The sequence below is a fragment of the Streptomyces sp. WM6386 genome (assembly GCF_000972385.1).
Taxonomy (GTDB): domain Bacteria; phylum Actinomycetota; class Actinomycetes; order Streptomycetales; family Streptomycetaceae; genus Streptomyces.
Genome location: NZ_JXTE01000039.1, coordinates 1 through 20,492, shown reverse-complemented (window position 1 = coordinate 20,492; position 20,492 = coordinate 1). Strand labels below are relative to the sequence as shown.

At 71.3% G+C, this 20,492-nt stretch carries 21 protein-coding genes and 1 pseudogene; 15 read left to right on the top strand and 7 right to left on the bottom strand.

The genetic code is table 11. From position 1 onward, the window contains the following. The first annotated feature begins 97 nt into the window (after positions 1–97). The 5 genes from TN53_RS47380 (at position 98) to TN53_RS23535 (ending at position 6,312) form a co-directional block, all read left to right on the top strand. Positions 98–2,734 (top strand): membrane protein, encoded by a 2,637-nt coding sequence (locus TN53_RS47380; protein WP_046260604.1) that lies wholly within the window; start codon positions 98–100, stop codon positions 2,732–2,734. Positions 2,735–2,862: 128 nt separating this feature from the next. Then, positions 2,863–3,768 carry an ABC transporter ATP-binding protein gene (locus tag TN53_RS23550; protein ID WP_046260603.1) on the top strand — a complete coding sequence of 302 codons (906 nt, stop codon included), beginning with the start codon at positions 2,863–2,865 and terminating at the stop codon, positions 3,766–3,768. After that, the gene (locus TN53_RS23545; protein ID WP_046260602.1) at positions 3,765–4,505 is read left to right on the top strand and encodes an ABC transporter permease; all 741 of its coding nucleotides are present in this window, start codon (positions 3,765–3,767) and stop codon (positions 4,503–4,505) included. The genes TN53_RS23550 and TN53_RS23545 overlap by 4 nt, the downstream gene beginning before the upstream one ends. A gap of 5 nt (positions 4,506–4,510) precedes the next feature. Further along, positions 4,511–5,701 (top strand): sensor histidine kinase, encoded by a 1,191-nt coding sequence (locus tag TN53_RS23540; protein ID WP_046260601.1) that lies wholly within the window; start codon positions 4,511–4,513, stop codon positions 5,699–5,701. Continuing rightward, the gene (locus TN53_RS23535) at positions 5,698–6,312 is read left to right on the top strand and encodes a response regulator transcription factor (protein WP_046260600.1); all 615 of its coding nucleotides are present in this window, start codon (positions 5,698–5,700) and stop codon (positions 6,310–6,312) included. Before TN53_RS23540 ends, TN53_RS23535 begins: the two co-directional genes overlap by 4 nt. A gap of 66 nt (positions 6,313–6,378) precedes the next feature. On the opposite strand, the gene TN53_RS23530 is transcribed toward TN53_RS23535, so the two are convergent. Beyond that, the gene (locus TN53_RS23530; RefSeq protein ID WP_046260599.1) at positions 6,379–7,230 is read right to left on the bottom strand and encodes a transglutaminase-like domain-containing protein; all 852 of its coding nucleotides are present in this window, start codon (positions 7,228–7,230) and stop codon (positions 6,379–6,381) included. Between the two features lie 17 nt (positions 7,231–7,247). Continuing rightward, entirely contained in the window at positions 7,248–8,276 is a 1,029-nt protein-coding gene (locus TN53_RS23525) for a GNAT family N-acetyltransferase (protein WP_095046688.1), read from the bottom strand. A 140-nt stretch (positions 8,277–8,416) separates the two neighbouring features. On the opposite strand from TN53_RS23525, the gene fdxA reads away from it, so the two are divergent. Next, complete coding sequence (gene fdxA / locus TN53_RS23520) at positions 8,417–8,737, top strand: ferredoxin (protein WP_006346810.1); 321 nt, start codon at positions 8,417–8,419, stop codon at positions 8,735–8,737. A gap of 116 nt (positions 8,738–8,853) precedes the next feature. Beyond that, positions 8,854–9,948, top strand: a complete 1,095-nt coding sequence (locus TN53_RS23515) for a bifunctional succinyldiaminopimelate transaminase/glutamate-prephenate aminotransferase (protein WP_046260597.1) — start codon at positions 8,854–8,856, stop codon at positions 9,946–9,948. A gap of 67 nt (positions 9,949–10,015) precedes the next feature. Here the strand turns inward: TN53_RS23515 and TN53_RS23510 are convergent, their stop codons facing one another. Together TN53_RS23510 and TN53_RS23505 are read right to left on the bottom strand one after the other, a co-directional pair. Then, positions 10,016–10,462, bottom strand: coding sequence for a hypothetical protein (locus TN53_RS23510; RefSeq protein ID WP_046260596.1), 447 nt, complete (start codon positions 10,460–10,462; stop codon positions 10,016–10,018). 310 nt (positions 10,463–10,772) lie between these two features. After that, on the bottom strand, positions 10,773–11,735 hold the full coding sequence (locus TN53_RS23505) for a heavy metal transporter (protein WP_095046687.1): 963 nt from the start codon (positions 11,733–11,735) through the stop codon (positions 10,773–10,775). Positions 11,736–11,819: 84 nt separating this feature from the next. Here TN53_RS23505 and dapE point away from each other — a divergent pair, with 84 nt between their 5' ends. Together dapE and TN53_RS23495 are read left to right on the top strand one after the other, a co-directional pair. Next, a complete protein-coding gene (gene dapE / locus TN53_RS23500) occupies positions 11,820–12,899 on the top strand; it encodes a succinyl-diaminopimelate desuccinylase (RefSeq protein ID WP_046260594.1) in 1,080 nt (359 codons plus the stop codon). A 98-nt stretch (positions 12,900–12,997) separates the two neighbouring features. Continuing rightward, positions 12,998–13,756 (top strand): TIGR00730 family Rossman fold protein, encoded by a 759-nt coding sequence (locus TN53_RS23495; protein ID WP_046260593.1) that lies wholly within the window; start codon positions 12,998–13,000, stop codon positions 13,754–13,756. A 164-nt stretch (positions 13,757–13,920) separates the two neighbouring features. Here TN53_RS23495 and folP read toward each other — a convergent pair whose 3' ends face one another. Further along, positions 13,921–14,781, bottom strand: a complete 861-nt coding sequence (gene folP, locus TN53_RS23490) for a dihydropteroate synthase (RefSeq protein ID WP_046260592.1) — start codon at positions 14,779–14,781, stop codon at positions 13,921–13,923. Between the two features lie 142 nt (positions 14,782–14,923). Between folP and TN53_RS23485 the strand changes: the two genes are divergently transcribed. Together TN53_RS23485 and TN53_RS23480 are read left to right on the top strand one after the other, a co-directional pair. Next, the gene (locus tag TN53_RS23485) at positions 14,924–15,298 is read left to right on the top strand and encodes a DivIVA domain-containing protein (RefSeq protein ID WP_159038182.1); all 375 of its coding nucleotides are present in this window, start codon (positions 14,924–14,926) and stop codon (positions 15,296–15,298) included. Further along, complete coding sequence (locus TN53_RS23480; protein WP_046260590.1) at positions 15,295–15,876, top strand: DNA-3-methyladenine glycosylase I; 582 nt, start codon at positions 15,295–15,297, stop codon at positions 15,874–15,876. Before TN53_RS23485 ends, TN53_RS23480 begins: the two co-directional genes overlap by 4 nt. 3 nt (positions 15,877–15,879) lie before the next feature. Here TN53_RS23480 and TN53_RS23475 read toward each other — a convergent pair whose 3' ends face one another. Further along, a complete protein-coding gene (locus TN53_RS23475) occupies positions 15,880–16,671 on the bottom strand; it encodes an enoyl-CoA hydratase/isomerase family protein (protein WP_046260589.1) in 792 nt (263 codons plus the stop codon). 362 nt (positions 16,672–17,033) lie between these two features. Here TN53_RS23475 and TN53_RS45460 point away from each other — a divergent pair, with 362 nt between their 5' ends. Continuing rightward, a complete protein-coding gene (locus tag TN53_RS45460) occupies positions 17,034–17,201 on the top strand; it encodes a DUF3117 domain-containing protein (protein WP_003966491.1) in 168 nt (55 codons plus the stop codon). An 87-nt stretch (positions 17,202–17,288) separates the two neighbouring features. Here the strand turns inward: TN53_RS45460 and TN53_RS23470 are convergent, their stop codons facing one another. Next, entirely contained in the window at positions 17,289–17,921 is a 633-nt protein-coding gene (locus TN53_RS23470; RefSeq protein ID WP_095046686.1) for an O-methyltransferase, read from the bottom strand. A gap of 318 nt (positions 17,922–18,239) precedes the next feature. Between TN53_RS23470 and sigE the strand changes: the two genes are divergently transcribed. The 3 genes and pseudogenes from sigE to TN53_RS23455 all read left to right on the top strand — a co-directional run. After that, positions 18,240–18,935 (top strand): RNA polymerase sigma factor SigE, encoded by a 696-nt coding sequence (sigE, locus tag TN53_RS23465; RefSeq protein WP_046260588.1) that lies wholly within the window; start codon positions 18,240–18,242, stop codon positions 18,933–18,935. Between the two features lie 68 nt (positions 18,936–19,003). Continuing rightward, positions 19,004–19,867 carry an anti-sigma factor family protein gene (locus TN53_RS23460; RefSeq protein ID WP_420719122.1) on the top strand — a complete coding sequence of 288 codons (864 nt, stop codon included), beginning with the start codon at positions 19,004–19,006 and terminating at the stop codon, positions 19,865–19,867. Between the two features lie 156 nt (positions 19,868–20,023). Continuing rightward, a pseudogene (locus tag TN53_RS23455) lies at positions 20,024–20,492 on the top strand (protease); the annotation flags it as partial.

The window sequence follows — 20,492 nt, the reverse complement described above, 5'->3', positions numbered from 1 at the left end:
TACGCGCCAGAAGTGGCCAGTATGGTGGTGCGCGCCGCCGAGCCGCCCGCGCAGTTGAGGTCGACACGGCCGGTGGAGCCAACCGGGAGAACCTGCCTTGAGTCGTGAAACTGACAGTCCGTCCTCCGGGCCCAACGGGCGCGGCGGAGCCGCCTACCCTTCGGGCACCCCGCCCTACGGGACGCCCATGGCTTCCGACGACGGTACGGACGCGGTCCGTTCGGGCACGCAGTCCGAGGACCGCAAGACCGAGACCACGCTGACGACCCGGATCCGGATCAACATCCCCGGGTCGCGGCCCATCCCGCCGGTCGTCGTGCGCACACCGGTCGCGGATACCGAGCCCGCCGCGCCCGCAGTGGCCGAGACACCGGCCCCCGGCGCCCCCACGGGCACCGTCGCGCCTGTGGCCGAGCCCGCGCCGCCCGCCGACGAGAAGGCGAGCAACTGGTTCGCGCCGCGCAAGTCCGGCCCGCCCAAGGGCGGTCAGGGCGGCGGCGCGACCAACGGGGCGGGTGCGCCCGGTGGTTCGGGCGCTACGCCGGCCGGTTCCGGTGCCGCTCCCGGCGGCGCGCGTCCCGGCCCCGCTGCCGGACGCCCCGGTGGTGTGGTCGGCGCCATGAGCGTGCCGGGAGGTTCCCGTCCCGGTGGCGGTGGTACGAACGGTGCGGGGCTCCCCGGTGCGACCGGCGGCCCCGTGGCGCCCGGGCACGGCGGCGGCACCGGCTCCTTCGACGTGACCGAGGCGCTGGGCAACGGCTCGCGGCCGGGTGGCGAGCCGCGACGCGACGAACTGCCGTACTTCGCGGAGAACGGCGGCGGCGCGCAGAACGGGCAGTACGGGCAAGGCGGACCGGGCGGACAGGGCGGTTACGGAGCCCAGGGCGGCCCGGGCGGCGCGAACGGCTACGACGCCTCCGACGACTTCAACAGCTCGACGGGCTCGCACAGCCTCGACGGCCTGAACGACTTCAACAGCTCCACCGGTTCGCACCGCTTCGACGCCTCCAACGACTTCAACGGCCCGAACGACTTCGCCGGCCCGAACGGCCGTGGCGGCCCCCAGGGCCCCGCGGGTCCGACGGGCGGCCCGGTCACCGGTGACGGTCCGGTCGTACCGCCGATCAGCGGCGGTCCTGGTGGCCCGGGTGCGTACGGCGGCCCCGGCGCCCCGGGTCCTGGCGGTCACCGTCGGCCTGGTGGACCTGGTGGACCTGGTGGACCTGGCGCTCCAGGCGGACCGGCTGGTCCCGGTGGATCTGGCATCCCCGGCATCCCCGGCGGTTCCGGCATCCCCGGTGCCCCTGGCGGCCCGGGCGGTCAGCCGCGTCCCGGCGCTCCGGGCGGACCCGGCGCGCTCGGCGGCCCCGCAGGACCCGGCGGTCCCGGTGCCCCGGGCGGCTTCGGCGGACCCGGTGCTCCCGGCGCCCCGGGCGGAATGACCGGCCTCGCAGGGCCGGGCGCGGGCAACCTCCCCGGTGCCGGTCCCCACGGCGGCCCCGGCGGCCCCGGTCGCGGCCCCGGCGGCGGTCTGAGCGACGACACCGCGATCCTCACCCCGCAGAAGCCGGCCCCCGAACCCGGTACCCCCGGCTACGGCACCCCCGGCGGTCCGCCGGACAACGTCTCCGGGCACACCGTCACCAGCGGTATCCCGGTCGTGCCGCCCGGCACCCAGAACGCCCCCTTCGGGCCGGGCGCCCCGTCCGACGGACCGATGCAGCACACGGCGCCGAAGCTCCCCGAGCCGGTGGCGCAGAACGTGCCGGCCTCGTCGAAGAAGGCCAAGAAGAAGGGCCGCAACAAGCTGGTCCTGATCGGCAGCGGTCTGTTCGTCATCGCGGCCGGTGCCTACGGCGCCGGGCTGCTGATGAACCACTCCGACGTGCCCAAGGGCACCACGGTGCTCGGCGTCGACATCGGCGGCGGCACCCGCGACGACGCCGTCAAGAAGCTCGACGACGCGTTCGGCGACCGGGTGAACAAGCCGCTGAAGCTCTCCGTCGGCGGCAAGACCGTCGAGCTCAAGCCGGACCAGGCGGGCCTCCAGTTCGACGAGACGAGCACCGTCGCCGCGGCGGCGCAGAGCGACTACAACCCGATGTCCGTCATCGGCTCCCTCTTCGGCAACCACCGGGTCGTCGATCCGGCCATGCCGGTGGACGAGGAGAAGCTGACCGCCGCCCTGAAGGAGGCGGCCGGCAGCTCCGGCTCGGTCACCGACGGCACGATCGAGTTCAAGTCCGGCAAGGCCGTCGCCGTCTACGGCAAGGCGGGCAAGGGAATCGACGTCGCAAAGTCGACCGATGGGGTCACGGCGGCGTACCGCACCCAGGTGGAGACCGGCACGGTCCCCCCGGTCACGGTCGCGACGACCGCCCAGCAGCCGTCGATCACCGACGCCGAGGTCGACCGCGAGATGAAGGCCTTCGCGAAGCCCGCGATGTCGGCCAACGTCATCGTGCGCACGGACGCCACCCACTTCATCGAGTTCAGCCCGGAGAACTCGCTGTGGAAGTTCCTCCGCGTCAAGGCGGTGGACGGCAAGCTCGTCGACAGCCCCGACCTGGACGCGCTCACGGAGCTCTACGGCCAGTCCTTCGACGGCGTACTGATCACCCGGGGCACCGGCAAGAAGACGGCCGTCACCCCCGAGGACGTCTACGTCGCCCTGCGCCAGGCCCTGCTGAGCACGACCGACCGTGACGTCACCATCGAGACGAACCCGAGCTAGCCGAGCACGACCGAAGAGGGGGCACCCGGCACACGCCGGGTGCCCCCTCGTCGTATGACATCTGTCATCCGGCAGTCAGGATCGCCGACACTGCCGGGCGAGGGGTCCCGAGCGCCACTCTGGATCACATGACAACGACAGCGGTCGCATTCGACCAGGTGAGCAAGGCGTACGGCGAGGTCCGGGCCGTGGACGGTCTGACCCTGGCCCTGCATCCGGGTGAGACCGTGGCCCTGCTGGGCCCCAACGGGGCCGGTAAGTCGACCACGCTCGATCTGCTGCTCGGACTCAAGAACCCCGACAGCGGCAGCGTGCGGCTCTTCGGCGGCGGACCGCGTGAGGCGATCGTCGCCGGGCGGGTCGGCGCGATGCTGCAGAGCGGCGGGCTGATGGACGAGGTGACGGTCGCCGAACTGGTGCGGCTCGCCTGTGATCTGCACCCGCGGCCCTACCGCCCCTCCGACGTCCTGGCCCGCGCCGGGATCTCCCAGCTCGCCGACCGCAAGGTCGACAAGCTCTCCGGCGGCCAGGCCCAGCGGGTCCGCTTCGCCCTCGCGACCGCCGGCGACAGCGACCTGATCGTCCTCGACGAGCCCACCACCGGCATGGACGTCACCACCCGCCAGGGCTTCTGGGCCACCATGCGCGAACAGGCCGACCAGGGGCGGACCGTGCTGTTCGCCACCCACTACCTGGAGGAGGCCGACGCGATCGCCGACCGCGTGCTGGTCCTGCACCGCGGCCGGCTCCTCGCGGACGGCACCGCGGCCGAGATCAAGGCGAAGGCGGGCGTCCGGCGGATCTCCTTCGACCTGGAGGGCCGGATCGACGAACAGGCCCTGCGCGGCCTGCCGTTCCTGACCACGCTCACCGTCTCCGGACCGACCGTCCGCATCCAGTCCGGCGACGCCGACGCCACCGTCCACGCCCTCTACGGCCTGGGCGCCTACCCCCGCAACCTCGAGGTCGCCGGGCTGGGTCTGGAGCAGGCCTTCGTCGCCATCACCGCCGCCGAGGAGGCGAAGCAGTCGTGAACAGCCTCATCAAGCTGGAACTCACCCGCGCCCTGCGCAACCGCAAGTTCCTGTTCTTCTCGGTGATCTACCCGTCGGTCCTGTTCCTGCTCATCGGCGGCAGCGCCGACAGCACCTCGAAGGTCGACGGGACGGGCCTGACCCTGGCGACCTACATGATGGTCTCGATGGCCTCCTTCGGCGCCCTCACCGCCGTCCTGATGGGCAACAGCGAGCGCATCGCCAAGGAGCGGGAGAGCGGCTGGGTGCGGCAGCTGCGGCTGACCGCGCTGCCGGGCCGGGGCTACGTCCTCGCGAAGACCGCGAGCGCCGCGGTCGTCAGTCTGCCGTCCATCGTCGTGGTCTTCGCCGTCGCCGCGGTCGTGAAGGACGTACGACTGGACGCCTGGCAGTGGCTCGCCCTCACCGGCGCGATCTGGGCCGGCAGCCTCGTCTTCGCCGCGCTCGGCGTGGCCATCGGCTACCTCGCGAGCGGGGACGCGGTCCGTCCGATCACGATGATCACCTACTTCGGGCTGTCCATCCTCGGCGGTCTGTGGATGCCGACGACGACCTTCCCCACCTGGCTGCAGGACATCGCCCAGTGGGTGCCCACCCACGCGTACGCTGCCCTGGGGCAGGCGATCGAGCAGAGTCAGGCCCCGCATGCCAAGGACATCGCCGTGCTCGCCGTCTTCTTCGCCCTGTTCACCGGCGGCGCGGCCTGGCTGTACCGGAAGGACACGCTGAAGGCGTGAGGACGATGACCGACGACGGGCTGCCCGCGGAGCTCCGGGCGGAGAACTCGATCCGGGTGGGCCAGGCGCCCCGCAACCGGGCGGACGCGGTGCGCAAGCTGGTCTGGATACTGCCCTGGCTGGTCTTCCTCGGTTCACCGGTGCAGGACCTCAATTCGGGCGACCATTCGACGGCCGCGACCACGGCCGGCTGGGTGGCCCTGCTCTCCTTCACCGGCGTCTATCTGACCCTGGTCTTCCGGAACATGGGCCGGCCGTTCTCCGGACCGGCGGTCGGCGCCCTGGTCGTCCTGCTCGGCACGCTCGCGGTGGTCCTGTGCCTCAGCCTCGGCGGCGCCTGGCTCGGTCTGTTCGTGTACGTCTCCGTCACGTGCGGCGCCACTCTGCCGCAGCGGATCGCGTACTGGGCGGTCGGAGCGAACACCCTCGCGATGGTCCTGGTCGGCCTGCACGTGGGCTCGGACGACTGGAGCCTGATCCTGGTGGTGCTGCTCCTGGGCTTCGCGATGATGGGCGTGAAGCAACTGGTGCGGACGACCGTAGAGTTGCGCAAGGCCCGCGCGACGGTGGCCCAACTGGCCGCGAACGAGGAGCGGTTGCGCCTGGCCAGGGACCTGCACGACCTCCTCGGCCACTCGCTCTCGCTGATCACCCTCAAGAGCGAGCTCGCGGGCCGGATGCTCCCCGCCCACCCCGACAAGGCGGCCCAGCAGGTCGCCGACATCGAACAGGTCAGCCGCCAGGCCCTGGTCGACGTCCGCGCGGCCGTCTCCGGCTACCGGCGCGCCCGCCTGTCAGACGAACTCGCCGGCGCACAGGTCGCCTTGACCGCGGCCGACGTCACCGCGGAAGTGCCCGCCGAACCCGACCTCGACGGCGTCCCCGAGGACAGCGAGGCCGCCCTCGCCTGGGCGCTGCGCGAGGCGGTCACCAACGTCGTACGGCACAGCGGCGCGACCCGCTGCACGATCGAGGTCCTGCGGCGCCAGACCCTCGACGGACCGGTGCTGGAACTCTCCGTCGAGGACAACGGCTCGGGAGGCTCGGGCAAGGGCCCCGGCAACGGTCTGACGGGCCTGACCGAACGCCTGGAGAAGGCGGGCGGCACCCTGGAGGCGGGCCGTACGAAGCACGGGTTCCGCCTGGTCGCCCGAGTCCTCGCCGCCGCGTCGGCGCCCGTAGGATCCGGCGCATGAGCCCTACGATCAAGGTCCTCCTCGCCGAGGACCAGTCGATGGTCCGCGAGGCACTCGCCGCCCTCCTCGGTCTGGAGGACGACATCGAGGTCGTCGCCCAGGTGGCCCGCGGCGACGAGGTGCTGGCCGCGGTCCGCGCCCACGACGTCGACGTGGCCCTCCTGGACATCGAGATGCCGGGCGCCACGGGCATCGAGGCGGCGGCCCAGGTCCACAAGGAATTCCCGGCGGTCAAGCTGGTCGTCCTCACCACCTTCGGCCGCCCCGGCTACCTCCGCAGCGCGATGGAGGCCGGCGCCGACGCGTTCCTGGTCAAGGACGCCCCCGCGGCCCAACTCGCGCAGGCGGTACGGAAGGTCCTGGCGGGGGAGAGGGTCATCGACGCGACGCTGGCGGCAGCGGCTCTGGCGGACGGCGCGAACCCGTTGACCGATCGCGAGCGTGAGGTTCTGAGGGCGGCGGAGGACGGCTCGACGAACGCCGAGTTGGCGACCAAGCTCCACCTGTCCCAGGGGACGGTCCGCAACTACCTCTCGACGGCGATCCAGAAACTGGCGGTACGCAACAGGGCGGAAGCAGCACGCCTGGCAAGAGAAAAAGGCTGGCTGTAGCGCCCCTTCAGGGGCGCGGGGAACTGCGCGACAAGCCACGAAGCACCCGCAGCCGCTTCACGACCATCAGTTCAACATTGCTCGCGCGGCATGCGCCTGCTGTCGAACACGATGCGCAGCGGACTCATCCACGGCCTCCACCACATCCGCGTACGCGTCCAACTCCGTGGCCCCGGTGAGAAAATCCCCGCGCTGTACCAACAACTGAGCCCGCTCATACCGAAGCCGTGCCGGATGCGAAGGCAACAGCAGCCCCAACTCCACCGCCCACAACGCCACATCCGACCGCTCCGGCCGAGCCACCGCCCACGCCCGCACGTTGTTCAGAATCCGCAGCACCACATCGAGAGGATCAGCCGGCGTCAACATCGACGGCTGCAGCGGAGCCCCCGTCGCCCCCGCCACCAACAACTCCGCGTCGGGCCCGCTCAACACCCGCCCCCCGTCGAACGGATCGGCGAGCACCTGCTCCTCCTCCGCCCCGAACCCGACGACGAAATGCCCCGGCAGCGCGACCCCGTACACATGAGCCCCCGCCCGCCGAGCCACCTCCATCCACACCACGGACAGCAGGATGGGCAGCCCCCGCCTCCGCAGCAGCACCGAGTGCAGCAGCGAGGACTCCAGCCGCTGATAGTCGCCGGGGGAGCCACGGAAACCGAACCGCTCCCCGAGCAGCTCCCGCAGGGACACCGCCCAGGACCGCGGCCCGCCGGGCCGGAAGGGCAGCTGCCCCGCCAGCCGGTCCAGTTCGATCTGCGCCGCGTCCATGCCCGCCTCGTCCAGCGTCCCGTCCGCCTCCGCGCCCACCAGCAGACACAGCAACGACAGATCGGGCCGCTCGGACCGCGCCTCTTCGGCGAACCGCCGGCGCAGTTCGGCGGAGCGTTCCGGGGGTGGGGGGTAGAGGGGACGCATAGCTGGCTCGTGCCCGGTCACGATGATCCGTACCGGCCGCTGCCGGGACCCGCCGGTTCCCGGTAGTGGTGGTACGCGTGATGCGCCGCGAAGCCCATCCCGGCGTACAGCGCCCGCGCGCCCGTGTTGTCCGACTCGACCTGGAGCCATGCGGCGGACGCGCCCTCGTCGAGCGCCCGCCGGGCCAGCGCGGCCATCACCGTGGTGGCCAGCCCGCGCCGCCGCTGTTCGGGATCCACCTCGACGGCGGAGAAGGAGGCCCACCGCCCGTCGACGACACACCGCCCGATGGCGGCGGGAGCCGCCCCGTCGGAGGAACCCGGCACAGTGGCGAACCACACCGAAGGACCGCTCCCCAGCACCTTCAGCGCCACCTCGCTCACCCCCTTGCGCTGATACCGGGCGAGCCAGGCCTCGTCCGCGTCGCGGGCCAGCAGAACCTCGTCCGCCTCGGCCCGGTCGGCGACCGGGGCCAGCGCGCCGATCCACAGCTCGGCGGTCACCTCGCGCTCCCACCCCCGCCGCTCCAGCTCCGCGCACAGCAGCTCCTGCGTGCCCTCGGCGCCGGTGGCGGTCTGGATGTACGCCGGCAGCCCACGCTCGCCGTACCAGCGCCGTACGGCCTCCAGCGCCCCGTCCAGCGGTATCCCCGGGTCGCCGATCGGAAGCACCGAGTTGGCCCGCCGGGTGAACCCCGACGCGGCCCGCAGCTCCCACTCGCCCAGCCGCTCGCTCTCCACCGGCCGCCACGCGCGCGTGGAGACATGCGCGAGTTCCTGGTAGGAGGCGGAGGGTCCCCGGCGGCGGGCCGGGGCGCTCGGCACCACCTTGCCCGCGACCAGCGAGGATTCCGCGATGTGGACGGTCTCGCCACTCTTCCGTGTGATCAGCAGCACACCGTTGTCCCAGGATGCGAGAACACCCACCGTGTCGGTGAACTTCTCACCCGGAACCGCAGGATCGTTCATGCGGCGTACCGAGACCCGTTTACCCACGTCAGCAGCGGTGATACGGACCTCAAGGCGCCCCGTCGCAGAGATTTCCACAGGTCAGTTCACCCCTCCTGTTCGGATCATGCCCAAGAACGGAGATACTAGGGGCGGGCATCGACGACGCCGCGCTCCCGCGCGCCAGGCGGCAGGGCCTGAGGAGGCCCGCCAGCGCCCTATCGAGGAGGAACGACAGCGTGACCTACGTCATCGCGCAGCCTTGTGTCGACGTGAAGGACAAGGCGTGCATCGAAGAGTGCCCGGTCGACTGCATCTACGAGGGCTCCAGGTCCTTGTACATCCACCCGGACGAATGCGTCGACTGTGGTGCCTGTGAGCCGGTCTGCCCGGTCGAGGCGATCTTCTACGAAGACGACACTCCGGAGGAGTGGAAGGACTACTACAAGGCGAACGTCGAGTTCTTCGACGAGCTCGGCTCCCCGGGCGGTGCCAGCAAGCTGGGCCTGATCGAGCGCGACCACCCCTTCGTGGCCGGACTGCCGCCGCAGAACCAGTAAGAGCGGCCCGCACCCGCGCGCCGCCTCGGTCCCGTACGGCTCGATCACCTCTGATCGCTGTGCGGGACCGAGGCGTTTGCCGTACGAGTGCTGTACCAGAAAGTGAGCCAGACACCGTGTCCGCAGTCTCCGACCGTCTCCCCACCTTCCCCTGGGACAAGCTCGAGCCGTACAAGAAGACGGCTCTCGCGCACCCCGGCGGCATCGTCGACCTGTCCGTCGGCACCCCGGTCGACCCGGTTCCCGACCTGATCCAGAAGGCGCTCGTCGACGCGGCGGACTCACCGGGCTATCCGACGGTCTGGGGCACGCCGGCGCTGCGTGACGCGATCACGGGCTGGGTGGAGCGTCGCCTGGGCGCCCGCGAGGTGACGCACAAGCACGTCCTGCCCATCGTCGGCTCCAAGGAACTGGTCGCCTGGCTCCCCACGCAGCTGGGCCTCGGCCCCGGCGACCGTGTCGCCTATCCGCGCCTGGCCTACCCGACGTACGAGGTCGGCGCCCGTCTGGCGCGCGCCGAGTACGAGGTCTACGACGACCCGACACAGCTGGACCCCGAGGGCCTGAAGCTCCTGTGGCTCAACTCCCCGTCGAATCCGACGGGCAAGGTGCTGGGCAAGGAAGAGCTCACCCGGATCGTGGCCTGGGCCCGCGAGCACGGGGTGCTCGTCTTCTCCGACGAGTGCTACCTGGAGCTCGGCTGGGAGGCCGACCCGGTCTCGGTCCTGCACCCGGACGTCAACGGCGGCTCCTACGACGGCATCGTCGCGGTCCACTCCCTGTCGAAGCGCTCGAACCTGGCGGGTTACCGCGCCGCGTTCCTGGCCGGCGACCCGGCGGTCCTGGGCCCCCTCCTGGAGATCCGCAAGCACGGCGGCATGATGACGGCGGCGCCGACCCAGGCGGCGGTGGTGGCGGCCCTCGGCGACGACGAACACGTCCGCGTCCAGCGCGAGCGCTACACGGCCCGTCGCAAGGCCCTGCGCGGGGCCCTGGAGGCCCACGGCTTCCGCATCGAGCACAGCGAGGCCAGCCTCTACCTCTGGGCCACCCGTGGCGAGTCCTGCTGGACCACGGTCGCCCACCTGGCCGACCTGGGCATCCTCGTGGCCCCGGGTGACTTCTACGGCGCGGCTGGCGAGCAGTTCGTCCGCGTGGCCCTCACGGCGACGGACGAACGGGTGCGGGCGGCCGTGGAGCGGCTCGCGTAACCGTTGCGCATACGGCGATGGGGCCCAGGGAGACAACCCTGGGCCCCATCGCCGTATCAGCCGGACGTCAGCCGAGCGGGAGGCTCTTCACCGGAAGGGACTCGGTCGGCAGGCCACCCTTGGTGAGGGAGTCCGTCGGCAGACCGCCCTTCGTCGCGGTGGACGTCGTGTCACCCAGGATGTCCCCGGCGGAGCCCGCCGCGTCGCCTGCCGTCTGCTGCGCGGCCGGGGCCGCCTTCTTCGCGACCTTGCCACTGGTCTTGCCGGCGGTCGGAACCGCCTTCTTGACCGCGTTGCCACCGGTGTTGCCCGCGAGCCCGGTGGCGTTCTGCGCCGCGCCGTCGACGGTGTTGCCGACGCTCGCCCCGTCCAGGGCGGTCAGCCCGCCGAGGTTCGAGGTGGGCAGTTCGGCGGGGGCCGCACTGGCGGAGCCGGCCGCACCGACCCCGGCTGCCGCTCCCGCAGCGACGAGCAGCGCGGCACGGGCGATCCTGCGGGTCAGGGGGAGGGACATGATGCTCCTTTGACGGGAGAGAACATGGAAGTGTCCGACCGTGTCCGGCAGTTGATCACCGGGCTCGGACGCAGTGACTACCGCTCGAAGCCCGCGAAGGTTGCGGCGGCCCAACGTAAAGAGTTGGCAATGCGTCGCATTATCGGCTGCGGATAAAAACGGTCAAAAGGTGTCCGGTCGGAAAGTGTGCCGAATCCTTACAGCCCTTTGTTCTCAAGGGTTTTGGCGAATGCGAGGGTGACTGCGCGAAAACCTGCGCACACCGCCGTCCGTGGCGGCCATGCGTAACCCCTGCGGGTGATCGTCCGTACTACTGAGCAGTCAGGATCCGCACGGCTCCCGTGCCCTTCTCCGCCCCGCCGGTTCCCTCCGACGACATCGCCCGCCACTCGCTCCGGGTGTTCCCCGCGGTCCACTCCCGCCCGGCGTACGTGACCCGCTCGATGTGCAGCGCGGAAGCGTTGGCCACCGCCCAGTGCGCGAGCTGCCAGCCGCGCTCCTGGCCGCTGCGGCCCTTGCCGGCGCCGGTCACGGGCACGGTCACGGTCCGTCCGGACACCGTGGCCTGCGGAGCGGGCGTCGCCTCGGCGGCCCCCACCTCCTTGGCGGTGGTGTCCAGCGCGTCCCCGCCGAAGTCCCGTACGAGCGCCTCGCGCACCCCTTCCGGACCCGCCGCGAGGGCCTCCCCCGAGCGGCCGTCGCAGGTCAGCGCGGCCGCCGAGGCCCCGGTGAGGGCGGCGGCGAGCACCGTCGCGTCCGGCTCGTGCTTGGCGTACGCCTCCGGGTAGCCGCTGCGCTGCACACGCTGGGCTGCCTCGGTGAGCGGCAGCTTCGTGTAGCCGTCCACCTTGACCAGATGCTCGTAGAACTCCCCGGCCGCGTACGTCGGGTCCATGATCTGCTTCTCCGTGCCCCAGCCCTGCGAGGGCCGCTGCTGGAAGAGGCCGAGAGAGTCCCGGTCGCCATGGGTGATGTTGCGCAGGCCCGACTCCTGGAGCGCGGTCGCCAGCGCGATCGCCACCGCCCGCTCGGGCAGCCCGCGCCCGGTGCCGACGGCCGTGATCGTCGCCGCGTTCACCGCCTGCTCCGGCGTGAACTCGTACGCCACCCCGTCATCTCTGCCCGAGACGACCTTGCAGCCCGGCGCACCCGTGCCCGCGGTGATGTACTGAACCACCAGATATCCGGCGACGGCACACAAAATCACGAAGGCCGCCAGACCACGGAAGAAGCGGCCACGACGACGCTGTTGAGGGCGGGACTGCGCTGGCATCCGTACAAGGTAGCGGAGGCCCCTGTGGTGTCCGAGCCGGGTGTGGACAGAGCGGGCGGAGCCCGGCGCGTTAGGGTCGACGGCATGGCCGATACCCCGCTTGACCTCACGCTGGATGCCGCGCAGCTCACCGCGCGGCTCGTCGACTTCCCCTCCGTCAGCGGCACCGAGAAGCCGCTCGCGGACGCGATCGAGACCGCGCTGCGCGCGCTTCCGCACCTGACGGTCGACCGGTACGGCAACAACGTCGTGGCCCGTACGAACCTGGGCCGCGCGGAGCGGGTGATCCTCGCCGGCCACATCGACACGGTCCCGATCGCGGACAACGTGCCCTCGCGCCTCGACGAGGACGGCTACCTGTGGGGCTGCGGCACCTGTGACATGAAGTCCGGGGTGGCGGTCCAGCTCCGTATCGCGGCGACGGTCCCGGCCCCCAACCGCGACCTCACCTTCGTCTTCTACGACAACGAGGAGATCGCCGCCGAGTTCAACGGCCTCAAGCACGTCTCCGAGGCCCACCCGGAGTGGCTGGCCGGCGACTTCGCCGTGCTGCTGGAGCCGACGAACGGCCAGGTCGAGGGCGGCTGCCAGGGCACGCTCCGGGTACTGCTCAAGTTCAAGGGGGAACGGGCGCACTCCGCGCGCGCGTGGATGGGCTCGAACGCGATCCACGCCGCGGCGCCGGTGCTGGCGAAGCTGGCGGCGTACGAGCCGCGCAAGCCGATGGTGGACGGTCTGGAGTACCACGAAGGCCTCAACGCGGTCCGTATCGAGGGCGGGGTGGCCACCAACGTCATCCCCGACACCTGCACGGTCACCGTCAACTTCCGCTACGCGCCCGACCGCAGCGAGGAGGAGGCGGAGGCGTTCGTCCGTGAGTACTTCGCCGACTGCGGGGTGGACGAGTTCGTGGTGGACGACCACACGGGCGGTGCGCGTCCCGGCCTGAACCACCCGTCGGCGGCGGCCTTCGTGGAGGCCGTCGGCGGCGAGGTCCACCCCAAGTTCGGCTGGACGGACGTGGCCCGCTTCAGCGCGCTCGGTGTGCCCGCGGTGAACTACAGCCCGGGCAACCCCCTCCTGGCCCACAAGGTGGACGAGCGGGTCAAGGTGTCGCTGATCCCCGAGGCGGAGGAGCAGCTGAAGTCCTGGCTGGCGGCGTGAGGTGAGCCTCGTGCCGGTCGGACATCCGCATGTCCCCCCTCTGTAACCCGCGTAGATCTACGCTGAGGTGGAAACACCCGCAAGTGGAGGGAGCGCACATGGCTACCGGCAACCCCGAGGGGAAGAAGCAGCCACCGTCGGAGCAGCGCCTGGGACCGGTCCTCCGAAGGCGGGGCCAGGTGACGGCGAGCACGACCGACCAGCGCCTCCTGGACGCGGGCGGCCCGTCCGACTGGGTCCACACCGACCCCTGGCGGGTCCTGCGCATCCAGTCGGAGTTCATCGAGGGCTTCGGCACGCTCGCCGAACTCCCGCCCGCGATCAGTGTGTTCGGGTCGGCGCGGACGGCGGCGGACTCACCGGAGTACGAGGCGGGCGTGCAGCTCGGGCGGGGCCTGGTGGAGGCCGGTTTCGCCGTCATCACCGGTGGCGGTCCCGGGGCCATGGAGGCGGCCAACAAGGGTGCCTGCGAGGCGAAGGGCATCTCCGTCGGCCTCGGCATCGAGCTCCCCTTCGAGCAGGGGCTCAACCCCTACGTCGACATCGGCCTCAACTTCCGGTACTTCTTCGTCCGCAAGATGATGTTCGTGAAGTACGCGCAAGGCTTCGTGGTCCTGCCCGGCGGCCTGGGCACCCTGGACGAGCTTTTCGAGGCGTTGACCCTGGTCCAGACCCAGAAGGTCACCCGCTTCCCGATCGTCCTCTTCGGCACCGAGTACTGGGGCGGCCTGGTGGACTGGATCACCAACACCCTCATCGCCCAGGGCAAGGCGTCGGAAAAGGACCTGCTCCTCTTCCACGTGACGGACGACGTGGACGAGGCGGTTGCCCTGGTCTCGAAGGAGGCGGGCCGCTAGAAGCCCCCGCGGACGCCGGGCAGGCTGGTTTCTCAGCCCGTCCGGCGTTTGAGGACGAGGCCCGTTCAGGGCCGAAGCGGGGGTCTGGGGGCGCAGCCCCCAGGGACGGGACGGGTAGGGGCGGCGGGGGCGACTGCATCCATCAGCGGCTTCGCCGCGGGGCCCTACGCCAGCCCCCGCCTGGCGACCGCCGGAGGCCGGTGGCCCGCGATGGACGCCACCATGTCCAGCACCTGCCGGGTCTCCGCGACCTCGTGCACGCGGTACACCTGCGCCCCCAGCCACGCCGACACCGCGGTGGTCGCCAACGTCCCCACCACCCGCTCCTTCACCGGCTTGTCCAACGTCTCCCCGACGAAGTCCTTGTTGGACAGCGACACCAGCACGGGCCACCCGCTGGACACCATCTCCCCCAACCGCCGCGTCGCCTCAAGACTGTGCCGCGTGTTCTTCCCGAAGTCGTGCCCCGGATCGATCAGCACCGACTCCCGAGGCACCCCCAGCGAAACCGCCCGCTCGGCCAGCCCCAGGGTCACCCGCAGGATGTCGGCCATGACGTCGTCGTAGGAAACCCGATGCGGCCGCGTACGAGGCTCCGATTCCCCCGCATGCGTACACACCAGCCCGACCCCGTACCGCGCAGCGACCTCCGCGAGCCCCGGATCGACCCCGCCCCACGCATCGTTCAGCAGATCCGCCCCCGCCTCGCACACGGCCGCACCGACCGACGCCCGCCAGGTGTCCACGCTGATCACGACATCCGGGAACCGCCGCCGCACCTCCGCCACGAACCCGACCGTCCGCCGCGCCTCCTCCTCGGCGGAGACTTCCTCACCCGGCCCGGCCTTGACCCCGCCGATATCGATGATCGCGGCGCCCTCGGCCACCGCCTGCTCCACGCGCGCGAGGGCCGGTTCGTCACGGAAGGTCGCGCCCTGGTCGTAGAAGGAGTCCGGGGTCCGGTTCACGATCGCCATGATCACCGGCTCGTGCGGTCCGAATTCCCGCCTGCCCAGCCTGAGCATCCGCTGTGACCTCTCGTAGTACGACCTGGGTACGGCCGCTTCCTCGGCCGCCTGCGACCCTAACTGTCAGACTCGCATGGCACGATCGGACTCTGACACATTCGACTCCGAGCACCTTCACCGAGCATGGGGACCTTCAGCGATGGTTATGTTCTTGTTCCTCGTCGTCGCGCTCGCCGTCGTGGTCGCCGCGGTGACGCTCGCCGTGGTGGGCGGCGGCGAGACGGGACCCCTGCCCGAGGCCGCCCCGGAGCGGCTCCAGGACCCCCTCCCGCTGGAGCGCCCGGTCAACCGCGCCGATGTCGAGGCCCTCCGCTTCCCGCTCGCCGCCCGCGGCTACCGCATGGGCGACGTGGACGACGCCCTCAGCCGCCTCGGCGCCGAACTCGCCGAGCGCGACGCCCGTATCGCCGACCTGGAGTCCGCCCTGGCCGGCGCCCAGGCCGTCACACACGGCGCGCCCGTCTCGCATGTGTCCATGGAGAAGCCCGCCGAGGGTCCGGGGGAGCAGCAGTGACCGACGGCGCCGCCCTCGCCGGCCCGGACGGCGTCCTGCGCTGCCCCTGGGCGCTGTCCACCGAGGACTACGTCGCGTACCACGACGAGGAGTGGGGCCGCCCGGTCCACGGCGACGACGCCCTGTACGAGCGCCTGAGCCTGGAGGCCTTCCAGTCCGGCCTCTCCTGGATCACGATCCTGCGTCGCCGAGAAGGCTTCCGCGCGGCTTTCGCGGGCTTCGAGATCGCCAAGGTCGCCCTGTTCACGGACGCCGACCGGGACCGCCTTCTCCTCGACGAGGGCATCATCCGCAACAGGGCCAAGATCGAGGCGACGCTCGCCAACGCACGCGTGCTGGCCGAGTGGGCGCCGGGTGAGCTCGATGACTTCATCTGGTCCCACGCCCCGAGGACACCGGGCCCGGCCCCCAAGGTGTTGGGGGACGTCCCGGCGATCACTCCCGAGTCCACGGCCCTGTCGAAGGCCCTGAAGAAGAAGGGCCTCCGCTTCGTCGGCCCGACCACGGCGTACGCGCTGATGCAGGCGTGCGGCCTGGTGGACGATCATCTGGCCGCGTGCGTGGTCAGGCAGAGCTGAGGCTCAGCGACCCAGGTACTTGGGCTCCGCCTTGTTCACGAAGGCCTGCACGGCGATCGCATGGTCCTGTGAGGATCCCGCCCGCGTCTGCAGCTCGTCCTCCTTGTCCAGCGTCTCGGCCAGGGAGTGCGAGAACCCGTACGCGACGGCTTCCTTGATCGCCGCGTAGGCCACCGTCGGCCCCTCGGCCAATGCCCGCGCGATCTTCTCGGCCTCGCCCGGCAGCTCGGTGGACGGCACGAGACGGTTCGCGATACCCAGCTCGTACGCCTCCTGAGCCTTGATCGTCCGCGGGAAGAGCAGCAGATCGGCGGCGCGCCCCGGCCCGACCACGCGCGGGAGGGTCCACGAGACCCCGGAGTCCGCCGTCAGCGCGACCCCCGCGAACGACGTGTTGAACCCCGCCGTGTCCGCCACCACTCGGTAGTCCGCCGCCAGGGCCAGTCCGAACCCGGCGCCGGCCGCGACGCCGTTCACCCCGGCCACCACCGGCTTCGGCATCTGCGTCAGCGCCCGCACGATCGGGTTGTAGTGCTCCGCGACCGTGCTCATGACCTTCGTCGAGCCCTCGGCCAGCAGCCCGATGTGTTCTTTGAGGTCCTGTCCCACACAGAACGCCCGCTCCCCGGTGGAGGTCAGCAGTACCGCCCGTACGGCTCCGTCACCGGCCGCGGATTCCACCGCCTCCCGCAGCTCGACCTTCGTCGCGATGTCGAGCGCGTTCATCGCCTCGGGACGGTTGATCGTGATTGTCGCGAGCCCGTCGCTCACCTCGTAGAGCACGGTGTCGGCCATGGTCTGTCCCCTCCTGCGTCCCAGCGGGTTACTTGCGGGTTTCGAAGGACAGCATGGCGGAGATCACCGTCGAACGACCGGAACGGACGTGTGACCTGCGTCAAAGAATGTGCGACCGAAAGAGGTCGCCGGATACGTGTGCGGCCGCGCAGTATCGCAGTCACATCGCCGAATTGAGTGGTTTTGCTCGCGCGCGTTGCCCAAGCGATGCCGACTGATGTTGGTCATCGGGTCCTGAGATGCGGGATAATGGCCTGGAAGCAATGTGTTCGATGCCGGTGTCGCGTGCCCACGCACGACACGCGTGCCCTCCCAGGGCCGTCGGCTTTGACGATGAGCTGGTTTCAGGAAGGGGAACGAGCATGGCGGCCATGAAGCCGCGGACGGGCGATGGCCCGCTCGAGGTGACAAAGGAGGGGCGGGGCATTGTCATGCGCGTTCCGCTCGAAGGCGGCGGTCGGCTCGTCGTCGAGCTGACCCCTGACGAGGCCGACGCGCTCGGTGACGCCCTCAAGAAGGTCGTCGGCTGACGCGGAAGCGACCATACCCCTTCAGCTGCCCCGGCATCGTTATCGGTGCCGGGGCAGGTGTTTGCCCAGGTCCGGGCGGTGCGAGGGTCAGCGCTTGACCGCGCACAGCAGCCCGTCGCCCACCGGCAGCAGCGACGGCACGAGCTCCTGGCTCTCCCGCACCGCGCGCAGCAACTCGCGCAGCCGCAGCACCTCGGTGGGCTGCGGACCGGAGTCCATTGTCCGGCCGTGCGCGAAGACACCCTCGAAGACGACCAGGCCCCCCTGTCGCAGCAGGCGCAACGATTCAGCGAGGTAGTCCATGACCTCCTGCCGGTCGCCGTCGCAGAAGACGAGGTCGTAGCCGGCGTCGGTGAGGCGGGGCAGGACGTCCAGGGCACGGCCCGGGATGAAGCGGGCCCGGTTGCTGGCGAACCCGGAGGCGCGGAAGGCCTGCCGGGCGAACTGCTGGTGCTCCGGCTCGGGGTCGACCGTGGTGAGCACGCCGTCAGGCCGCATGCCGTGCAGCAGATGGATACCGGAGACACCGGTGCCGGTGCCGATCTCGGCGACCGCCTTCGCGTCGACGGAGGCCGCCAGCAACCGCAGGGCTGCGCCCGCGCCGGGCGACACCGAGCGCAGGCCCGCTTCACGGGCCCGGTCACGGGCCCAGCGCAGCACTTCGTCCTCGGCGACGTAGGCGTCGGCGAACGCCCAGCTCGTCTGCCGGTTGGCGGTAATGACCCTCTCCTGTCCCCGTGGTTGCCTGGGCGTGACTGTATCCGTTGGGCCCGGGAACCCGCAGATGGGACCGGGCGTTTAGAGGGGTGGAGACGCACCCGGGGGGACACAGTTGGATCACGATGCCGAGCAGGGGCCCGAGCGGGCGGTGACGCAGCCGCACGAGCGGTATCAGCCCAGATCAAATTCTCGTAAAACCGCTTATCCGGAGCTAACGGGCGAGGTGGCTATGGTAGGGGCTCCACTGGGGTAGGGGCTCCACTGGACACCACCAGAGCCGACAGGGGAGGTGCGGCCGCACCTGTGGATCGGGGAGGAGTGCTGCGGCGCTTCCTCGGATCGGCGGGTAGGCCGAAATCCGTGAACGACACCGCTGCTGACCACAGCCACGGCGACTACGCCACCGCGACCTTCTCCACCGACGCGGACGGGCAGGCCTGGACTCCTCCGACGTGGGAGGAGATCGTCAGCACGCACAGCGGCCGGGTCTACCGGCTCGCCTACCGCCTGACGGGCAACCAGCACGACGCCGAGGACCTCACTCAGGAAGTCTTCGTCCGCGTCTTCCGCTCCTTGTCGACCTACACGCCCGGCACCTTCGAGGGCTGGCTCCACCGCATCACCACCAACCTGTTCCTGGACATGGTCCGGCGCAAGCAGCGCATCCGCTTCGACGCCCTCGGCGAGGACGCGGCGGAGCGCCTGCCCAGCCGTGAGCCATCGCCGCAACAGGTCTTCAACGACGCGCACTTCGACGCCGACGTCCAGCAGGCTCTCGACACTCTGGCGCCCGAGTTCCGCGCCGCGGTCGTCCTGTGCGACATCGAAGGACTGTCGTACGAGGAGATCGCCGCGACCCTGGGCGTCAAGCTCGGCACGGTCCGCTCGCGTATCCACCGCGGCCGTTCCCAGCTGCGCAAGGCACTCGCGCACCGGTCGCCGGAGGCGCGGGCCGAGCGTCGCTCCTTCGTGCCCCGCGTCGCCGCTCTGGGGGGAGGGGGCGCGACCGCGTGAGTGGATCACGGCCCAATCCCGCCGAAGGGCGGTTTGCGGAGCAGCACCTGGGAGACCGACTCGCCGCGCTGGTCGATGGCGAGCTCGGTCATGAGACGCGCGAGCGTGTCCTCGCTCACCTTGCCACCTGCGCCAGATGCAAGGCCGAGGCCGACGCCCAGCGCCGACTGAAGAACGTGTTCGCGGAGGCCGCGCCCCCGCCCCCCTCCGAGAGCTTCCTGGCCCGCCTCCAGGGGCTGCCCGGCGGAGGTGACTCGGACGGCGGCTCGCCGTTCGGGGGAGGATTCCCCGACGGCTTCTCCGGACGACCCGGCACCGCCGGAGTCTTCGGCGTGAAGCGCGGCGAGCGTTTCGAGTTCGACTACGCCCCCGCGACACCGCACACCTCCGCGCTCACCCCCTCCAACGGCGGTTTTCGCATCCATGACGTCAGCCGGCACGAGGCCGAGCGGTCGGCGTCGCGCGGTATGCGGTTCGCGTTCGTCGTGGGCGGGGCGGTGTCGCTGGCCGCCATCGCACTGGGCGGCGTCACCACGATCGCGCCGACCGACACGGACGCCCGTGGCGGCTCGGGAGGCAGCAATGTCACCCCGGCCCGCACACAGGGCGGCACGGGCGCCGCGACACCCGACAGCCAGCGTCGCCGTGCGATGGGTCCGCTGTTCGCCCAGGACCAGTCCCGGATCGACGGCCCGGTCGCCCCGACCGAGGCGTCCGCGCCCCTGGTTCCCGGCACACAGGCGCAGGAGGCCACGCTGACGGCACCCGTGGTGGCAGGCGCGGCAGCCATGTCCCCGTTGATACGTCCGCTCAGCTCGACCCCGCCGCTCACCCTGACCTCCTGGTCCACGGCCGCGGACCTCACCCCGCCGGACCTGCTCGCCGCACCCGTCCCCCACGCGACCTCCTCCCCCTCCGGCACCACCCGCTGACCCGGCCTCTGCGCGTCGGCGCCCGAACCTGGTTGAATCCAGGGAGAGCCGTGCCCGTGCCTGTCCGGCAGACCAGGCCGTGATGGCGGCAGCGTGCCTGACAGGCGCAGGTGAGCGGGGCCGACGTGCCGGCCAGGCCCCGGCTGTGGGGAGAGCATGAACGAGGGGAAGCCCACGAAGGCGAAGTGGTGGAGCCGACCGCGTCCGCAGGGCACTGCGGACCAGGCGGAGGGGGCTCCGGCCGCGCCCGGCGAGTACAGCATGGGGACCGAGGGGGCACCTCCGGTGCCGGGTCCCACCGCCGACGGTGACTACGAGCTGAGGCAGCCTCAGGGTGCGGCCGACATGGCTGATGCCGGGGGCGACTTCGAGCTGAGGTCGCCGCGGGATGCCGTCCGCGAGGACGGTCCGTCCGGGCTTGGACCCGAGCCAGGGTCCAGGCCCGAGGACCGGGTTCCCGCCGGGGCCCAGGGTGAGGGTGACTTCGAGCTGAGCCTGCCCCTCGCGCGCACCGCCCCGGCGGTGGAGGAGGGCACGGCAGATCCTTCTCCCAAGCCTCTGCACGATCCCGACCCGTACAGCACCCCGCCGTACGGCGAGCCCGGCCCCTGGGCCCCGGCGGGAA

Bases quoted from the DNA above. Each gene is read 5' to 3' on its own strand.
- TN53_RS23510 (WP_046260596.1), bottom strand. From the start codon at position 10,462: ATGTCCCTCCCCCTGACCCGCAGGATCGCCCGTGCCGCGCTGCTCGTC.
- folP (WP_046260592.1), bottom strand. From the start codon at position 14,781: ATGCTCAGGCTGGGCAGGCGGGAATTCGGACCGCACGAGCCGGTGATC.
- TN53_RS23475 (WP_046260589.1), bottom strand. From the start codon at position 16,671: ATGGCCGACACCGTGCTCTACGAGGTGAGCGACGGGCTCGCGACAATC.
- TN53_RS23485 (WP_159038182.1), top strand. From the start codon at position 14,924: ATGGTTATGTTCTTGTTCCTCGTCGTCGCGCTCGCCGTCGTGGTCGCC.
- TN53_RS23505 (WP_095046687.1), bottom strand. From the start codon at position 11,735: ATGCCAGCGCAGTCCCGCCCTCAACAGCGTCGTCGTGGCCGCTTCTTC.
- TN53_RS23495 (WP_046260593.1), top strand. From the start codon at position 12,998: ATGGCTACCGGCAACCCCGAGGGGAAGAAGCAGCCACCGTCGGAGCAG.
- TN53_RS23530 (WP_046260599.1), bottom strand. From the start codon at position 7,230: ATGCGTCCCCTCTACCCCCCACCCCCGGAACGCTCCGCCGAACTGCGC.
- TN53_RS23535 (WP_046260600.1), top strand. From the start codon at position 5,698: ATGAGCCCTACGATCAAGGTCCTCCTCGCCGAGGACCAGTCGATGGTC.
- TN53_RS23550 (WP_046260603.1), top strand. From the start codon at position 2,863: ATGACAACGACAGCGGTCGCATTCGACCAGGTGAGCAAGGCGTACGGC.
- TN53_RS45460 (WP_003966491.1), top strand. From the start codon at position 17,034: ATGGCGGCCATGAAGCCGCGGACGGGCGATGGCCCGCTCGAGGTGACA.
- TN53_RS23540 (WP_046260601.1), top strand. From the start codon at position 4,511: ATGACCGACGACGGGCTGCCCGCGGAGCTCCGGGCGGAGAACTCGATC.
- dapE (WP_046260594.1), top strand. From the start codon at position 11,820: ATGGCCGATACCCCGCTTGACCTCACGCTGGATGCCGCGCAGCTCACC.